General features: G+C 63.1%; 13 protein-coding genes. 1 reads left to right on the forward strand and 12 read right to left on the reverse strand.

Annotated features, from left to right (window positions below; translation table 11 throughout):
• Positions 1-451 precede the first annotated feature (451 nt).
• The 7 genes from tyrS to ABD283_RS09320 form a co-directional block, all read right to left on the reverse strand.
• Complete coding sequence (gene tyrS / locus ABD283_RS09290; RefSeq protein WP_344224714.1) at positions 452-1,756, reverse strand: tyrosine--tRNA ligase; 1,305 nt, start codon at positions 1,754-1,756, stop codon at positions 452-454.
• A 13-nt stretch (positions 1,757-1,769) separates the two neighbouring features.
• Positions 1,770-4,088, reverse strand: coding sequence for a HelD family protein (locus ABD283_RS09295; RefSeq protein ID WP_344224715.1), 2,319 nt, complete (start codon positions 4,086-4,088; stop codon positions 1,770-1,772).
• A 58-nt stretch (positions 4,089-4,146) separates the two neighbouring features.
• Complete coding sequence (locus tag ABD283_RS09300; RefSeq protein WP_344224716.1) at positions 4,147-4,674, reverse strand: adenine phosphoribosyltransferase; 528 nt, start codon at positions 4,672-4,674, stop codon at positions 4,147-4,149.
• 49 nt (positions 4,675-4,723) lie between these two features.
• The gene (locus tag ABD283_RS09305; RefSeq protein WP_344224717.1) at positions 4,724-5,446 is read right to left on the reverse strand and encodes a DNA-3-methyladenine glycosylase; all 723 of its coding nucleotides are present in this window, start codon (positions 5,444-5,446) and stop codon (positions 4,724-4,726) included.
• 12 nt (positions 5,447-5,458) lie between these two features.
• Positions 5,459-6,904: an argininosuccinate lyase gene (argH, locus tag ABD283_RS09310; RefSeq protein WP_344224718.1), complete on the reverse strand. Its 1,446-nt coding sequence runs from the start codon at positions 6,902-6,904 to the stop codon at positions 5,459-5,461.
• Between the two features lie 113 nt (positions 6,905-7,017).
• Complete coding sequence (locus tag ABD283_RS09315) at positions 7,018-8,226, reverse strand: argininosuccinate synthase (protein ID WP_344224719.1); 1,209 nt, start codon at positions 8,224-8,226, stop codon at positions 7,018-7,020.
• Positions 8,227-8,315: 89 nt separating this feature from the next.
• Positions 8,316-9,833, reverse strand: coding sequence for a long-chain-fatty-acid--CoA ligase (locus ABD283_RS09320; protein ID WP_344224720.1), 1,518 nt, complete (start codon positions 9,831-9,833; stop codon positions 8,316-8,318).
• Positions 9,834-10,085: 252 nt separating this feature from the next.
• On the opposite strand from ABD283_RS09320, the gene ABD283_RS09325 reads away from it, so the two are divergent.
• Complete coding sequence (locus ABD283_RS09325; RefSeq protein WP_344224721.1) at positions 10,086-10,517, forward strand: ankyrin repeat domain-containing protein; 432 nt, start codon at positions 10,086-10,088, stop codon at positions 10,515-10,517.
• 25 nt (positions 10,518-10,542) lie between these two features.
• On the opposite strand, the gene ABD283_RS09330 is transcribed toward ABD283_RS09325, so the two are convergent.
• From ABD283_RS09330 to argJ, 5 genes are read right to left on the reverse strand one after another with little or no spacing between them, the layout of a single operon-like run.
• The gene (locus tag ABD283_RS09330; protein WP_344224722.1) at positions 10,543-11,037 is read right to left on the reverse strand and encodes an arginine repressor; all 495 of its coding nucleotides are present in this window, start codon (positions 11,035-11,037) and stop codon (positions 10,543-10,545) included.
• Positions 11,034-12,008: an ornithine carbamoyltransferase gene (gene argF, locus ABD283_RS09335; protein ID WP_344224723.1), complete on the reverse strand. Its 975-nt coding sequence runs from the start codon at positions 12,006-12,008 to the stop codon at positions 11,034-11,036. Before argF ends, ABD283_RS09330 begins: the two co-directional genes overlap by 4 nt.
• Positions 12,009-12,038: 30 nt before the next feature.
• Positions 12,039-13,289 carry an acetylornithine transaminase gene (locus tag ABD283_RS09340; protein ID WP_344224724.1) on the reverse strand — a complete coding sequence of 417 codons (1,251 nt, stop codon included), beginning with the start codon at positions 13,287-13,289 and terminating at the stop codon, positions 12,039-12,041.
• Positions 13,286-14,233 (reverse strand): acetylglutamate kinase, encoded by a 948-nt coding sequence (gene argB, locus ABD283_RS09345; protein ID WP_344224725.1) that lies wholly within the window; start codon positions 14,231-14,233, stop codon positions 13,286-13,288. The genes ABD283_RS09340 and argB overlap by 4 nt, the downstream gene beginning before the upstream one ends.
• Before the next feature lie 12 nt (positions 14,234-14,245).
• Positions 14,246-15,451 carry a bifunctional glutamate N-acetyltransferase/amino-acid acetyltransferase ArgJ gene (gene argJ, locus ABD283_RS09350; protein WP_344224727.1) on the reverse strand — a complete coding sequence of 402 codons (1,206 nt, stop codon included), beginning with the start codon at positions 15,449-15,451 and terminating at the stop codon, positions 14,246-14,248.
• Between the last annotated feature and the right edge of the window lie 67 nt (positions 15,452-15,518).

Below are 15,518 nucleotides of genomic sequence, written 5' to 3' on the forward strand. Positions count from 1 at the left end.
CCAAAAAATAAAACATTCTTGGTATCAACAAACTAGGCACACTATTGAGTTGACAAACAACAAACCACACGGCGGATCTTAGCGATTCTGTCGTTGGTTGAAATTTCTGCTTCTCTGTTTCGAACCTCTCGGTTCTGCTCGGAAGCAACTTTTCTATCGTAGTACCGTCTGTCTCGGCGTGTCAACTTGATCTCTCAAGCATCTTCGCTGCCACTTCAGGTAGCTGTCGATTCCGCATGAACAAGGCGCAGGAACAACCTGTGCTGATCTTTACGGGATGTTCACCGCTGCTTTGGTCTTTCGGCCTTGCCTTGCGGCGACTCGGACTACATTACACACGGATCGGGTGGCGCGCAAAACCACTGTTCGCTTCCCTACTCAGTCATGTGAAGAGCCCTGGACTGCTCCCGCAGCGGGAACAATCCAGGGCTCAGTACTCAGTACTCAGTACTCAGACGACAGTAACTGCAGCGAGGTTCTTCTTACCCCGGCGGAGCAACACGAATCGACCGTGGAGCAGATCATCAGGATCCAGAGTTGCGTCCTCGCCCGAGACTTTGTGGTTGTTCACCGAAACCCCGCCCTCTTTGAGGGTGCGGCGGGCGGCCGACTTGGATTCTGAGAGGCCCGTAGCAACCAGCAGATCAACGATCGATGTCTGATCGGCATCGACCTCCGCGTGGGGCAACTCGGCTGCAATCATCCCCAGGGTTTCCTCATCGAGCTCAGAGAACTGGCCCTTACCGAAGACAGCCGCCGATGCGGCGATCGCCTTGCGCGTGGCGTCTTCACCGTGGACCAGGGTGTTGACCTCGTAAGCCAGTGCCTTCTGAGCTTCCCGTCTGTACGGTTCCGTCTCCGTAAGACGACCGAGTTCTTCGATCTCCTCGCGGGTGCGGAACGTGAAGACCTTAAGCCGGTCCACCACATCCGCATCTGCGGTGTTGAGCCAGAACTGGTAGAAGGCATACGGAGAGGTGAGCTCCGGGTTCAACCAAATTGCGTTGCCCTCAGACTTACCGAACTTGGTGCCGTCCGAGTTGGTGATCAAGGGGGTACCGATTGCGTGGACCGCAGCGCCCTCAACCTTGCGCACCAGTTCAGTACCCGAGGTCAGGTTGCCCCACTGGTCCGATCCACCGGTCTGGAGTACACAGTCGTACTCGCGGTACAGGTTCAGGAAGTCCATACCCTGCAGGATCTGGTAGCTGAATTCGGTGTAGGAAATGCCCTCATCCGAATTCAGCCGCTTGGCCACGATGTCCTTCTTGATCATGGTGCCCACGCGGAAGTTCTTGCCGACGTCCCTCAGGAAGTCGATTGCGGACATCTGAGATGTCCAGTCCAAGTTGTTGACCATTCGTGCGGCGTTCTCGCCTTCGAAGGAGAGGAACCGCTGCACCTGCTCGCGTAGTAACTCAACCCATTCGGCCACGGTCTCGCGGGAGTTCAGCACGCGCTCGGACGTCTGACGGGGATCACCGATCAACCCGGTAGAACCACCGACCAACCCGATGGGGTTGTGACCCCCCAACTGCAAGCGGCGGAGCAGCAGCAACTGAACCAGGTGCCCCAAGTGCAAGGAGGCAGCGGTTGGGTCGAACCCGCAGTAATACGTGATGGGCCCCGCTTCCAAGGCATCCTCGATGGACTGGGCGTCCGTGGATACCTGGACCAGGCCGCGCCAATTCAATTCTTCCCACAAGGAATTGAAAGTCGGGTCGTTGTGCTGCTTACTCAGATCGGTGGTTGACACGAGGACTAAGTTATCAGTCTTGCGACGTGGAGCCGGTTTGTTCCACGCCCGCAGGCATGCCATGCGCGGCCACCATGTAAAGGCGCTGTGTGGGTCGAGTCATAGCCACGTACAAGTTGCCCACTCCCCCGGCAGGATCGCCGGCAATGTCACCCGGTTCCACTACCACCACGGAATCGAATTCAAGTCCCTTGGCGTCCCAGGGGGTGAGCAGCATGATTTGGCGATCCAGACGCCGCATACCCGCAGCTACCAGCCCCGGGAACGCTTCATCGAGGGCTGAAGCCACCGAAGCAATCGAGTCACCCGGGCACACCACCCCGATGAGCCCGCCCTCGACGAGCTCTAGTTCGCCGCGCACTTGTTCGACCACCGAGTCAGCCACTTTTTTCTCGTCAGCCACGGTGATGAGTACAGGATCTTGACCGTCACGAACGGCTTGCGGGTCGGACACGCGAAGGCCTGCTGCGCGCGCGACCCGCACAGCGGCGTCGGCAATGGGCTGGGGTGTGCGGTAGTTGACCGTGAGCTCTTCGAGGGAGAATCGGTCCCCCACGAATGGCTCCAGTGCGCCCTCCCACGTGGTCGCGGCAGCGGCATTTCCGGCCTGGGCGATGTCGCCCACCACCGTGAACGACTTCATGGGACACCGGCGCATCAGTGTGCGCCATTGCATGGCGGACAGTTCCTGCGCCTCGTCCACCACCACGTGCCCGTAGGCCCAGGTCCGGTCCGACGACGCCGCTTCGGCCGCCGTCATGCGCCGTACCGATTCCTCGTTCAAGGTGGTCAGTTGGTCCACGGTGATAATCCCCTGGGCACCGATGTCTTCGAAACCCTCGGCCATCGTCGCGAGAACCTTCTCCGCGGACTCGGCCGCCTTGCGTTGCTCGGCCGCTTGGCCGCGCATTTTGATACCCGCGGAATCGAAGTCACCGAGCAGTTCCGCGGCCTCGTCGAGCAGGGGAACATCGGCCACGGTGAGCGGGGCGTCGGGTGCCCTGAGCAGTTGCGCCACCTGCGCATCACTGAGCTCGGGAGCCGCGGAACGCAGGTAGTGCTCCTTGGAAAAGAGCTGACGCACCAGCTGCTGCGCTGTCAACGGCAACCACAACAGGTTGAGGGCAACTCGTACTTCGCGTGACTGGCGCAGGTCTTCCTTCAAGTAGGAGCGGTCCATGGTGGAACCGGCCTTGTCGTTGAGCTGCTGACCCAGGGTCTCGGCGAGTTGCTTGATGATGATCTTCACGAAGGTAGCGCGGGCTTCATTGTGAGGCTTACCCGTGGCGCGGGCGCGTTCACGAGCGAGTCGAACCAAGGAGCGCTTGATCTTGACGGAGTGGCCGTCCACGGTCAGCCAGAGGTTCTTCTCCGGAACCTTCTCGCGATCGGCGACCGCTTGCTTGATGACCTCGACCATGTGCAGCCCGGACTTCCACCGGGCCACCCACGGATCCCGCTCCACGGTTCCGTGCACGCCCGGGTACAGATCCGCCAAGGATGACATGACCACGCCGGTCTCGCCCAGTGCAGGCAGCACACGTTCGATGTACCACAGGAAGGATGAGGACGGTCCGACAATGAGCACCCCCGACTTGGCAAGGCGTTCGCGATATTCGTAGAGCAGGTACGCGGCACGGTGCAGTGCCACGGCCGTCTTACCCGTACCCGGTCCGCCCTGGACCACGCGTACGCCCTTGAGTGGAGCGCGGATGATGCGGTCCTGTTCGGCCTGAATAGTCGCCACGATGTCATTCATGCGACCGGTGCGGGTTTTGTTGAGCGCGGCCATGAGGGCGCCTTCCCCGCGCACGATCTCATCCTGGTCCAGCGCGTCCGCGTTGAAGACGTCATCCTCGATGGCCGTGACATTGCGCTTTTCCATGATCAGGTGACGACGCCGCGCGAGTCCCTGCGTGTTGCGGGCGGTGGCTTGGTAAAACGCACCGGCTTCACGGGCACGCCAATCCAGGACCAATCGTTGATGGTCCTCTGTGGCGAGGCCGAGGCGGCCCACGTAATAACGTTCTTCTTCCTCGGTGTCGAGACGCCCGAAAACCAAACGCTCATCCACCGATTCGAGTTGCGTCAAGCGATCTTCGTAATGGGATGCGAAAGCATCGCGCTCGGACTTCGCCTGGTGGCCGCCGCCGTAATCACTACGCCGCACCTTGGCGAGTTCCTGACCATTGATCTCACGCAACTCGTCCAGACGTTCATAGGCCTGTGCAACATAGTCCCGTTCCAGCTCGAGCTGCTGGGCGGTTCTTTCAGACGCGGACTCGGTCACGCAATTCACCTCACGGGGACGGAAAACGACCGCCGGTTCCATAACCAGCGGTCGTCAATCCTATCGCGCTCCCACGACAGAACATGTCACGGGGCGAAACTCAGACACGCAGCAGGGCGCGAATTCGGTGCCCGCCCAGCTGGGCGCGGCCGCGCAGTGCGGTCAGTTCCATGATTACGCCGAAGCCCGCCACGTTGAATCCGGCGCGGGTCAGTAGTGACGCGGATGCGCCCAGAGTGCCGCCGGTGGCCAAAACGTCGTCGAGGACCAGGACGCGGGAACCGCGCGGGACGTCATCAGTGTGAATCTCCAGCGTTTCCGTTCCGTACTCCAGGTCGTACTGCTGCGAAATGGTCTCGCGGGGCAGTTTGCCCTTCTTCCGTACAGGGACGATTCCCACACCTGAGGCATACGCCACGGCGGAGGCGATCATGAATCCTCGGGCCTCCACACCTGCCACGCAGTCGTACTGGCCCCGGAAGGCATCGGTCAAGGAGTCCACGGTGCGTTTGAAACCGTCACCGTCCGCGAACAGCGGAGTGAGGTCACGAAACAGCACCCCCGGCTCGGGGTGGTCCGGGATCTTGGCGCACAACCGGTCAATCATCTGCTCTACGGATTCAGTCACCGGACCATCGTATCCGCCGTTTGCCCCACACGAGCCGTTCACACGGATGCTACGGCCGGGTTCTGCGTTTCTTGACGGCTGCTTTGCGGTAGGGCGAGACCGTCGGGTCGTTCTTGAGCGCGAACCGCCACGGGAATGCATCCGTACCGCCCTCGCCGGACACACCGGTTCGAGCGGTTGTCACCATGTCCGCCGCCCCAGAACGATCCGGCAGAACGAGTCCCGTCCACGGCTTCTGGTATCCGGGCTGCTCCGCCACGAGACGTTGTGCGGCCAGGACCGGATCCGGCGCCCTGCCCAGAAAACGCAACGGGGCGCCGTCGTCGGACCGATCCAGGGCAAGCGCCTGGGCCACGTTGCCCGGGCCCCGAGCCAGCGCCACGTGAGATGGTTCGGTGGCTCGCTGGGCACTACGACGACGCCGCGCCGCGTCCTCCCCCGCCACGACCTCCCCGGCGCGGATGAGACAACCACCCGCGTGGCCGTCGGGTCGACAGACGAGATTCAGTGCGTGGTGCAGACCGTACGTGAAGTAGACGTAGAGATGGGCCGGCGGGCCGAACATCGAGTTGTTGCGCGCCGTACGGCCTCGGTAGGTGTGGGCACCAGGGTCCGGAAGATCCGAATCCGCAGGCCCTCCGTACGCCTCGATCTCGGTCAGCCTCAGTGCCACCGTGGCCTGTTGATCTGACCGGACCAGAACCGCGCCCAACAGCGCCGGGGCAGCTTCCGGCGCTGTTGCGGACAACAATTCTTCGAGTGGATTACTCACCGTGAGGCCAGGTCAGGAAACGATCGGCTGACGGGATTCGAACGCGGCCAACTCACCCAGCTGCCGCTTGAGTTCGTCCAGCTGCTGGGCGACCGCCGCCGGAGCCGTGCCGCCCTGGGAGTTGCGGGAGTTCAGGGAACCCTCGACCGTCAGGACCTCGCGTACCTGCGGAGTGAGGTGTTCGGAGATCTGGGCGAACTGCTCATCCGTGAGATCCCACAGCTCAATCCCGTTCTCCTCGCACACGCGCACCGCGTCACCGGAGATCTCGTGCGCCTCGCGGAAGGGAACACCCTGGCGGACCAGCCATTCGGCAACGTCCGTGGCCAGCGCGAAGCCCTGGGGCGCCAGCTCGACCAGACGCTCCGGGTGGAACACGAGCGTACCCATCATGCCGGACACCGCGGGCAGCAGGACCTCGAGCTGGTCGATCGCGTCGAAGACTGGCTCCTTGTCCTCCTGAAGGTCGCGGTTGTAGGCGAGCGGCAAACCCTTGAGCGTGGCCAGCAGGCCAGTGAGGTCTCCGATGAGACGGCCGGCCTTACCACGGGCGAGCTCGGCGACGTCCGGGTTCTTCTTCTGCGGCATGATCGACGAACCCGTGGAGAAGGCGTCGTCCAGGGTCACGAACGAGAATTCCTTAGTGGCCCACGTGGTGACTTCTTCACTCATGCGGGAGATGTCCACCGCCGCCATTGCGGTGACCCAAGCGAACTCGGCGTAGACGTCGCGAGACGCTGTGCCGTCGATCGAGTTGAAAACGGCGGACTCGAAGCCCAGCTCCGCAGCAACCGCGTTGGGGTCCAGTCCGAGCGAGGAACCTGCGAGCGCGCCGGAACCGTACGGAGATACCGCCGCGCGCTTGTCCCAATCCACCAGGCGCTGGACATCGCGCAGCACGGCCCACGCGTGAGCGAGCAGGTGGTGCGAGAGCAGAATGGGCTGTGCGTGCTGCAGGTGCGTGCGTCCGGGCATGGGCGCGTACGGGTAGCGCTCGGCCTGCGCGATGAGAGCGCGGACCACGTCCAGTAAGTCCTTGGCGATGATGGCCGCGTGGTCTCGCAAGTACATGCGGCCCAGCGTGGCGATCTGGTCGTTACGGGAACGGCCGGCACGCAGTTTGCCGCCCAGCTGCGGTCCAGCGCGTTCGATCAAGCCACGTTCCAAGCAACCGTGTACGTCTTCGTCGGACTCCGCGGGTACGTAGTCGCCGGTACGGACGTCGGTCTCGAGCTGATCGAGCGCAGAAATCATGCCGTCCAGTTCCTCAGTCGTGAGCAGGCCGGCTGTGTGGAGCACACGAGCGTGAGCGCGGGAACCCGCAATGTCATACGGAGCCAACCGCCAGTCGAACTGCGTGGACTTGCTCAAAGCGGCCAGTGCGTCCGCGGGTCCCCCGGCGAAACGACCGCCCCACAAAGCGCCCTCGTTGGTTCCGTGCTGCTGGTGCTGGGCCATGCTGCTCCTTGCTCGCGAGATGGTTCTCATTGGGTGCCGGTGAAGGACACCGGGCGTGAATCCGGCCGGGCTCCAGTCTAGGAGCCCGGCCGGTCATGACGCGTCAGTGGCGATTAGTTCTCTCCCGCCAGGCGCTGCTCGCGCTGGGAGGCAACCTTGGACGACATGCCGAACAGCTCGATGAAACCGCGTGCATTCGACTGGTCGAACGAGTCACCCTCGTCGTAGGTGGCCAGGTTGAAGTCGTACAAGCCGGTGTCGGAACGGCGGCCGGTCACGGTGGCACGGCCGGCATGAAGTTCCATGCGGATGTCACCGTTGACGTACTTCTGGGTGTCATCCACGAAGACATCCAGGGACTTCTTGAGCGGCGAGAACCACTGGCCGTCGTAGACCAGTTCGGTCCAGCGCTGGTCCACGGTCTTCTTGAAGCGGGCCTGCTCGCGCTCGATGGTCACGTTCTCCAGTTCGCGGTGAGCCGCGATCAGGGTCATGGCACCGGGAGCCTCGTAGATCTCGCGGGACTTGATACCCACCAGACGGTCCTCAACGATGTCGATCCGGCCCACGCCCTGGGCGCCCGCACGACGGTTGAGCTCCTGGATCGCCTGCAGTGCGGTCACCGGCTTGTTGTCGATCGCCACCGGGACACCTTCCTTGAAGGTGATGACCAACTCGTCCGCGGGCGGCGGGAACGTGGGGTCGTCGGTGTAGTCGTAGACGTCCTTGGTGGGACCGTTCCAGATGTCCTCCAGGAAACCGGTCTCCACAGCACGACCCCACACGTTCTGGTCGATCGAGAACGGGTTCTTCTTGGTGGTCACGATGGGCAGGTCGTTCTTCTCCGCGTAGGCGATGGCCTTTTCACGGGTCAGAGCCAGGTCACGCACCGGGGCAATGCACTTGAGTTCGGGACCCAGGGTCTGGATGCCCACCTCGAAGCGGACCTGGTCGTTGCCCTTACCGGTGCAACCGTGAGCCACGGTGGTCGCACCGAACTGCTTGGCGGCCTTGACCAGGTGCTTGACGATCACCGGACGGGACACGGCCGACACCAGCGGGTATGCGTCCATGTACATGCCATTGGCCTTCAGCGCAGGCATGCAGTATTCCTCGGCGAACTCGTCGCGGGCATCGGCCACGTAGGCCTCTACCGCGCCGCAGTCCAGGGCACGCTGGCGAATGGTCTCCAGATCCTCGCCACCCTGTCCAACGTCAACGGCCACCGCAATGACCTCGGCACCCGTGGCTTCGCCGATCCAACCGATAGCCACCGAAGTATCGAGACCTCCGGAGTATGCCAACACAACGCGATCGCTCACGGTGCTCTCCTCACTTTGCTGCACGACAAAAACTCTGCGCACGGGCCATACCCGCGCCTCAATGCATGACTATACAGCACTATTTGTAATTATGCATTGAGCGTGAGTTCGCGCTTGAGGATCTTGCCCGTAGGGCCCTTGGGGAGCTCGTCCAACACCTTGTAGTGACGGGGGTACTTGTACTTGGCCACCCGCTCCTGGACGAAAGCATCCAACTCTTTGGTCACGTCCTCGATGCTTCGATCGCCCAGCTCCTTGGGATCGAAAACGACGACGGCGCCCACTTCCTCCCCGTGCTTCTCATCCGGCACTCCCAGGACAGCCGCTTCCACGACACCGGGGAACTGGTACAGCACCTCTTCGATCTCGCGGGGGTACACGTTGTAACCACCGCGCAGGATCATGTCCTTCTTTCGGTCAACGATGAAATAGACACCATCTTCGTCGCGGCGCGCCATATCCCCCGTGTGGAACCAACCGTCGCGGATGGCGGCCTCCGTGGCCTCAGGGTTCCTCCAGTAGCCCTTCATCACGTACTTCCCGCGGACCACCAGCTCTCCCACTTCACCATCGGCAACCGGCTGATCCTGGCCGTCGAAGATATCCAACTCTGCCCCCTCCACCGGGGTTCCAATGGATCCGGGCTTGCGAATGCCGTCCGGCTGGTTCAACGAGACCACCGGCGACGTTTCCGAGAGACCGTATCCTTCATGGACGGTGGTGTTGAACACCTTTTCGAACTTCTCGAGAACCTCCACCGGCATGGGTGAACCGCCGGATAGCGTGGCGCGCAAGTTGATTCCCTCCACTGCCTCCGGCCCCATCTGATTGACCGCGTGCAGCAATGCGACATACATGCTGGGCACACCAACGAACACCGTGACCTTGTCCCGACGAAGGATTTCAAGGGCCTTGACCGGGTCGAAGCGCGGCAACAAGGTCACCGAAGCGCCCTTGGAGACCACTCCGTTGAGCGCAACAGTCTGCCCAAAGACGTGGAAGAACGGGAGACCTCCGAATTTCACGTCGTCCTCAGTGAGGGAGAACCCGTCTGCGGACATCGTGGCATTGGAACGTAAATTGAGATGGGTCAGTTCCGCGCCCTTGGGCTTACCAGTGGTGCCGGAGGTATAGAGCAAGACCGCGGTGTCGTCATCATTTCGGTCGACCACCTCGTGGTCGGGCTCCACACTCTGGAGCTTCTGCATGGTTTCCTGCGCACCGATGGCCACCACGGGGACGTCACCTGCGTCCTTGGCGGCCTGCTGACTCGCTTCGATCATGCCTTCCCAGGCCAGGACCGCAGAAACTTCTGCATTGGTGAAGTGGTAGGTGAGTTCACGCGGGGTCAGTAGCGGGTTGAGAGGAACCACGATGGCTCCAATGCGCAGAATTGCGTAGTACAGGACCGGCATATGGGGAACGTTGGGCATGACCATGGCCACACGGTCGCCCGGCTTGATCCCCTGCGCCTTGAGCATCGCTGCCGCCCTGGCCGAGAGGTCGTTGAGCTGCGCGTAGGTCAACCGGGTGTCATCCAGGATGATCACGGGGCGGTCTGCGTAACGCTCCGCGGATTCTGTGAGCAGGGTGGCCACATTGGTCATGAAAAGTCTCCAAGTATTGGTAGTGATCTATGACACATGAGACTGCCAGTATCGGATATTGGAGTCAATCCGACGCTCCGCGGTCGTTGCTGCCAAGGCGCTCAGCATTCCCCACCCGGGGCGATTGAGGAAGCAGGCGTTCAACCCCGCAAGGTCAAGGTGTAGATGTCGGAGTGCCGTGCGACACTGTCCTGGTGACGCCCCATTTCGGGTGAAACCGCACCTTGTCAGTTCGTTCAGGAGGAACCGTCCGTGCCCGCACCGGAGAGCAATGCCCAGCAGCCGCAGTTGAGCGACGAAGAAATCGCCTACGTCAATTCCCTCTTCGACGCAGCCCGCGAGGGTAAGAACGATTACCTGCGGGAGGCGCTCCAGGCAGGTGTTCCCGCCAATCTGACCAATGGCAAGGGCGATACCCTGCTGAACCTGGCGGCCTACCAGGAGCAGGAAGAGACGGTTTTCATGCTGCTCGAACACGGGGCGGACACCGAGCGGGTGAGTGATGTGGGATTTACCGCGCTGGTCTGCGCCGTGTTCCGGGGCAATGAGCCGATCACCCGCAAGCTCTTGGAAGCCGGCGCGGGGCAGGCCACGGGTAATCAGCATGCCCAGGACGTGGCCAAGGTCTTCGGGCAGGAGCACCTGCTGCCCGTCCTGCAGGAGTTCGAGCCCCGCGAGTCCTAACGAGGACGAGTCGGCCAACCAGGAATCAGTGGGCCAGGTCCAGGAACTTCTGGGCCACAGTGTCCCCGCCCTGGGGATCGCGGCACACCACCATGATGGTGTCGTCTCCGGCAATCGTGCCCAGAATGTCGGAGAGCACGGAATGATCAATCGCCGACGCGAAATATTGGGCGGCCCCGGGTGGGGTCCGCAGAATCACCAAGTTCGCACTTGCCTCCGCGGTGACGAGCAAATCCTTGCAGAGCCCTGCCAGTCGGGCGTCCAGGGTTTCGCGCGTGATCCCGCTGGCAGGCGAGCGATCGGCTCCCGCTTGCGGCACCGCATACACCAGACCACCTTCTGGTGAGCGCACTCGCACGGCTTCGAGCTCGACCAGGTCCCTGGAGAGGGTGGCTTGGGTGACCTGAACGCCGTCGGCGGCGAGCAATTCCGCCAGCTCCGCCTGCGAATGGATATCCCCGCCGGTCACAAGCTCCATGATGCGGGCTTGCCGGGCGGTCTTGGTGGTGGGAATGCTCACTGCTGGCCTCCGGCGCGACGCAAAGCATCGGGACGATCCGACGACAGTCCAGAAGAATCAAGCAGCCAGGTGAGCAGGGCCTTCTGAGCATGCAATCGGTTCTCGGCCTCGTCCCACACGAGCGACGCCGGACCGTCAATAACCTCGGCCGACACCTCATTGCCACGGTAGGCCGGCAGGCAGTGCAGGAACACGGCGTTCTCGGCGGCCTGCGCCATGGCTTCTGCAGTCACGGAATACGGGCGGAAAATATCGGAGCGATCAGCCTTCTCGTTCTCTTGCCCCATGGACACCCACGTGTCTGTGACGACCGCATGGGCACCCGCGAGCGCTTCGCCCATATCCGTGGTCACCAGCACGGAACCGCCGGTTAGAGCGGCGCGTTCCTGAGCGGCGTCGATAACGTCCTGGCTCGGCAGGTGCGAGGCAGGTCCGGCGATCCGCACGTGCATGCCGGCGGTGACGCAACCGAGCATGTACGAGTTGGCCATGTTGTTGGCTGCGTCACCCACGTACGTGAGAGTCAGGCCCTTGACGTCACCGAAACGCTCTCGAAGCGTGAGTAGGTCGGCCAGGATCTGGCACGGGTGGTAGTCATCGGAGAGTGCATTGATGACGGGCACGGAGCTGTACTCGGCCATTTCCTCCAGGCCGGACTGCTCGAAGGTCCGCCACACGACCGCCGCAAGCATGCGGGAGAACACTCGCGAGCTGTCCGCAACGCTCTCCTTGTGACCCAGCTGCGACTCCCCCGGATTGATGATGAGTGGATTACCGCCCAGGTCGGCCACTCCTGTTGCGAAGGAGACCCTGGTGCGGGTGGAGGTCTTGTCGAAAATCACTCCCACGGTTTGGGGACCGGCCAGCGGTCGGCGGCTGAACCGGTCGGCTTTGAGGGCCGCGGCCAGATCCAGCACCTCCTCCTGTTCCTCAGGGCTCAGATCGGTATCGACCAGAAAATGACGCAACAAGGGGGTTCCTCCTGGGGTGAATGAAGTCTGTTAAGAGCCGGCGAGCGCGGCGCGGGCGTCGCGGATGATGCCCGGCAGGGACGCCACGAAACTGTCCGTTTCCTGCGCGGTGATGATCAGCGGCGGCGCCAGCCGCACGGTGCTCGGGCCGGTCGCGTTGATGATGAAACCAGCTGCGCGAGCCGCCGTCACGACAGCGGGTGCCAGGGCCTGCTCGGGTGAGTCCTGGACCAAGTCGATACCGATCAGCAAACCGTGCTGCCTCACCTCACGGACCTCGGGCAGATCATTGAGCGCTGCGGCCAGGTGCGCGCCCACGACGTCGGCGTTGCCCAGCAAGCCCTCGTCCTTGATGACGTCCAATGTGGCCGACGCCGCCGCGGTCGCGAGCGGGTTGCCGCCGAACGTGGTGCCGTGTTGTCCCGCGGTCAACAGCGAGGACACCTCGGTACCAACGGTGATCATGGCGCCAATGGGGAAACCGCCACCCAGACCCTTGGCCAGAGTGATGGCATCCGGGAACACACCCTCCGGCAGCTGCGCGGTGGTCGCGAGCCACTGTCCAGTGCGTCCGATGCCGGACTGCACCTCATCGACGATCAAGAGTGCACCGTGCTCGCGAGTCAGTTCGCGGGCGCGAGCGAGGAACCCGTCCGGCAGCACGTGCACCCCGGATTCCCCCTGCACCGGTTCTACGATCAGTGCCGAGACGGTGTCGTCCAGTTCCGCCTCGAGCGCCTCAATGCTTGCGGGGATGTGCGTGACTCCCCCGGGCAACGGTTCGAAGGGTGCCCGGTAGGCCTCCTTGGCCGTGAGTGCCAGTGAGCCCATGGTGCGGCCGTGGAACGCATTCTCCAGCGCGAGCACCCGGGTGCGGGCTGCGCCGTCCGGGCCGGGACGAGCCGCCCCATGGCGGCGTGCGAGCTTGAACGCGGCTTCGTTGGCCTCGGAACCCGAATTGGCGAAGAACACATGTGAGCCTTCGGGCGCATCGGTCAGCTCGAGCAACTGGTGCGCGAGAGAAATACCCTGCGGTGAGGTGAACAGGTTGGAGATGTGCGCGAGCTTGCCCGCCTGCTCGCTGACCGCCGCAACCCAATCCGGGTGCGCGTAACCGATCGAGTTCACCGCGATACCGCCGAGCAGGTCGAGGTAACGCTTGCCGTTGGCGTCGGTGACGTACACGCCCTGTCCCTCGGTCAGGACCAGCGCGGGATCGCCGAACACCCCCAACAGGTTGTCCTTGTAGTCCTGCAGCAGTTCGTTCTGCGAATCACTCATGCGACATCTCCGTCCGGGGTGACCTCGGTGCCGATACCGGTGTCGGTAAAAATTTCCAATAGCGATGAATGCGCCGAGCGCCCGTCCACAATGGATGCCCGCGGCACACCGTTGTCCACGGCCCGCAGGGCAGCCTGCATTTTGGGGATCATCCCGGATTCCAGGGAGGGCAGCATTTGCCGCAGTTCCGTGGTGGTCAGCGACGAGATCAGGGAGGACTTGTCCGGCCAGTTGGCGTACAGGCCTTCCACGTCCGTGAGGGCCACGAACTTCTCTGCACCCAGCGCAACGGCAACCTCGGCCGCCGCGGTGTCCGCGTTGACGTTGAGCACCTCACCGGTCAGCTCACCGGAGCCGTCGGAAGCGGACGGATCGTCAGCGAGTTCGGGCGCGATCGAGGCGATCACCGGGATCTTGCCGATCTCGATGAGCTGTTCCACGGCCGCGGTGTTGACCTTTTCCACGGTTCCCACCAGGCCCAGATCCAGCGGTTTCCCGTCCGAACCCGTGCGAATCCTGCGCGCTTGCAACAGGCCCGCGTCCTCACCGGACATGCCCACCGCGTACGGTCCGTGCGCGTTGATGAGGCCCACGAGTTCACGCCCCACCTGCCCGGTGAGCACCATGCGGATCACCCCCATGGCCTCCCGGGAGGTCACCCGCAGTCCGTCCTTGAACTCGGACGGAATGTTCAGGGTGGACAACATGGCGCTGATTTGCGGCCCCCCACCGTGGACGACCACGGGTTTGATGCCCATGTGACTCAGGAAGACCATGTCTTCGGCAAAGGCGCGGCGGAGGTCGTCATTGATCATGGCGTTGCCGCCGTATTTGAAGACCATGACGGATCCGGCGTAGCGCTGGATCCAGGGCAGCGCCTCCATGAGGGTTTCGGCCTTGGTCTGGGCGGTCTCGTACCTGGTGTTATCGCTTAAACGTGACATGACGGGCGCGCGTCAGCTGGAGTACGCGCTGTTCTCCTCAACGTAATCGTGGGTGAGGTCGTTGCTCCACACCGTGGCCTGGTGATGGCCGGCCTTGAGATCAATGACGATGTCCACGGCGCGCGCTGCGGCCATGTCCACGTTGTCGCGGGAGTCACCGATGGCACCGTTGCGGCACACCATGACCCCGTTGATGGTCACGTCGATCTGGTCCGGATCGAACTGCGCGGCCGTGGTGCCCACGGCAGAGAGCACGCGGCCCCAGTTGGGGTCGTTACCGAACACCGCGGCCTTGAGCAGGTTGGAGCGGGACACCGTGCGCGAGACATCCTCGGCCTCGGTTTCGGTGGCCGCTCCCACTGTGGTGATCGCGATGTCGTGGGATGCGCCCTCGGCGTCGGTAATCAGCTGCTGTGCCAGGCTGTGGCACACGGCGGTGAGTGCGCGGGTGAATTCCAGCTCGTCCGCGGTATTACCGGAGGCGCCGGAGGCCATCAGGGCCACGGTGTCGTTCGTGGACATGCAGCCGTCCGAGTCCGTTCGGTTGAACGTCACCCGGCAGGCCTCACGCAGCGCGCGGTCCAGAGCGTCGGCCGGCAGCTTCGCGTCAGTCGTGATGACCACGAGCATCGTGGCCAGGCCGGGGGCGAGCATGCCCGCGCCCTTGGCGATACCGCCCACGGTCCATCCGTCCCGCGCGGCACACGCCTGCTTGGAGACCGAGTCAGTGGTCATGATGGCCTCGGCGGCCGATTTTCCGGCCTCGGGTCCGGCGGCGAGCGCGTCGGTCACCGCGGGGATCCCAGCCTTCATCACATCCATAGGCAGTTGCTCACCGATCAGACCGGTCGAACACACGACGACGTCGCCGGCGCCCACTCCCAGCCGCTCGGCCACATTTTCCGCCGTTTCGTGGGTGTTCTGGAAACCCTGCGCACCGGTGCACGCATTGGCGCCACCGGAGTTGAGGATCACCGCACGACATGTTCCCTGGCGGATGACTTCACGCGACCAGTGCACGGGAGCTGCGGCCACCCGATTGGACGTGAGTACGGCCGCGGCGGTGAACTCGGGCCCGTCGTTGACCACCAACGCCAGGTCCTTTCCGCCGGAAGCCTTGAAACCGGCCTCCACACCGGCCGCGCGGAAACCGGCGGCCGCGCACACACCGTAGTTGGTGTCCACGGTGATATCGGGAACGGGGTTGTGGGATTCCATGAGAACTCCTGGAGCGTGAATCGTGAGCGTCGTGAGGTAGGTACGCGAGCGACGTCGTTCGTTCGCG

Source organism: Kocuria atrinae, from assembly GCF_039531425.1.
Lineage (GTDB): Bacteria > Actinomycetota > Actinomycetes > Actinomycetales > Micrococcaceae > Kocuria > Kocuria atrinae.

Bases quoted from the DNA above. Each gene is read 5' to 3' on its own strand.
- ABD283_RS09295 (WP_344224715.1), bottom strand. From the start codon at position 4,088: ATGGAACCGGCGGTCGTTTTCCGTCCCCGTGAGGTGAATTGCGTGACC.
- argH (WP_344224718.1), bottom strand. From the start codon at position 6,904: ATGGCCCAGCACCAGCAGCACGGAACCAACGAGGGCGCTTTGTGGGGC.
- argB (WP_344224725.1), bottom strand. From the start codon at position 14,233: ATGTCACGTTTAAGCGATAACACCAGGTACGAGACCGCCCAGACCAAG.
- ABD283_RS09320 (WP_344224720.1), bottom strand. From the start codon at position 9,833: ATGACCAATGTGGCCACCCTGCTCACAGAATCCGCGGAGCGTTACGCA.
- argJ (WP_344224727.1), bottom strand. From the start codon at position 15,451: ATGGAATCCCACAACCCCGTTCCCGATATCACCGTGGACACCAACTAC.
- ABD283_RS09340 (WP_344224724.1), bottom strand. From the start codon at position 13,289: ATGAGTGATTCGCAGAACGAACTGCTGCAGGACTACAAGGACAACCTG.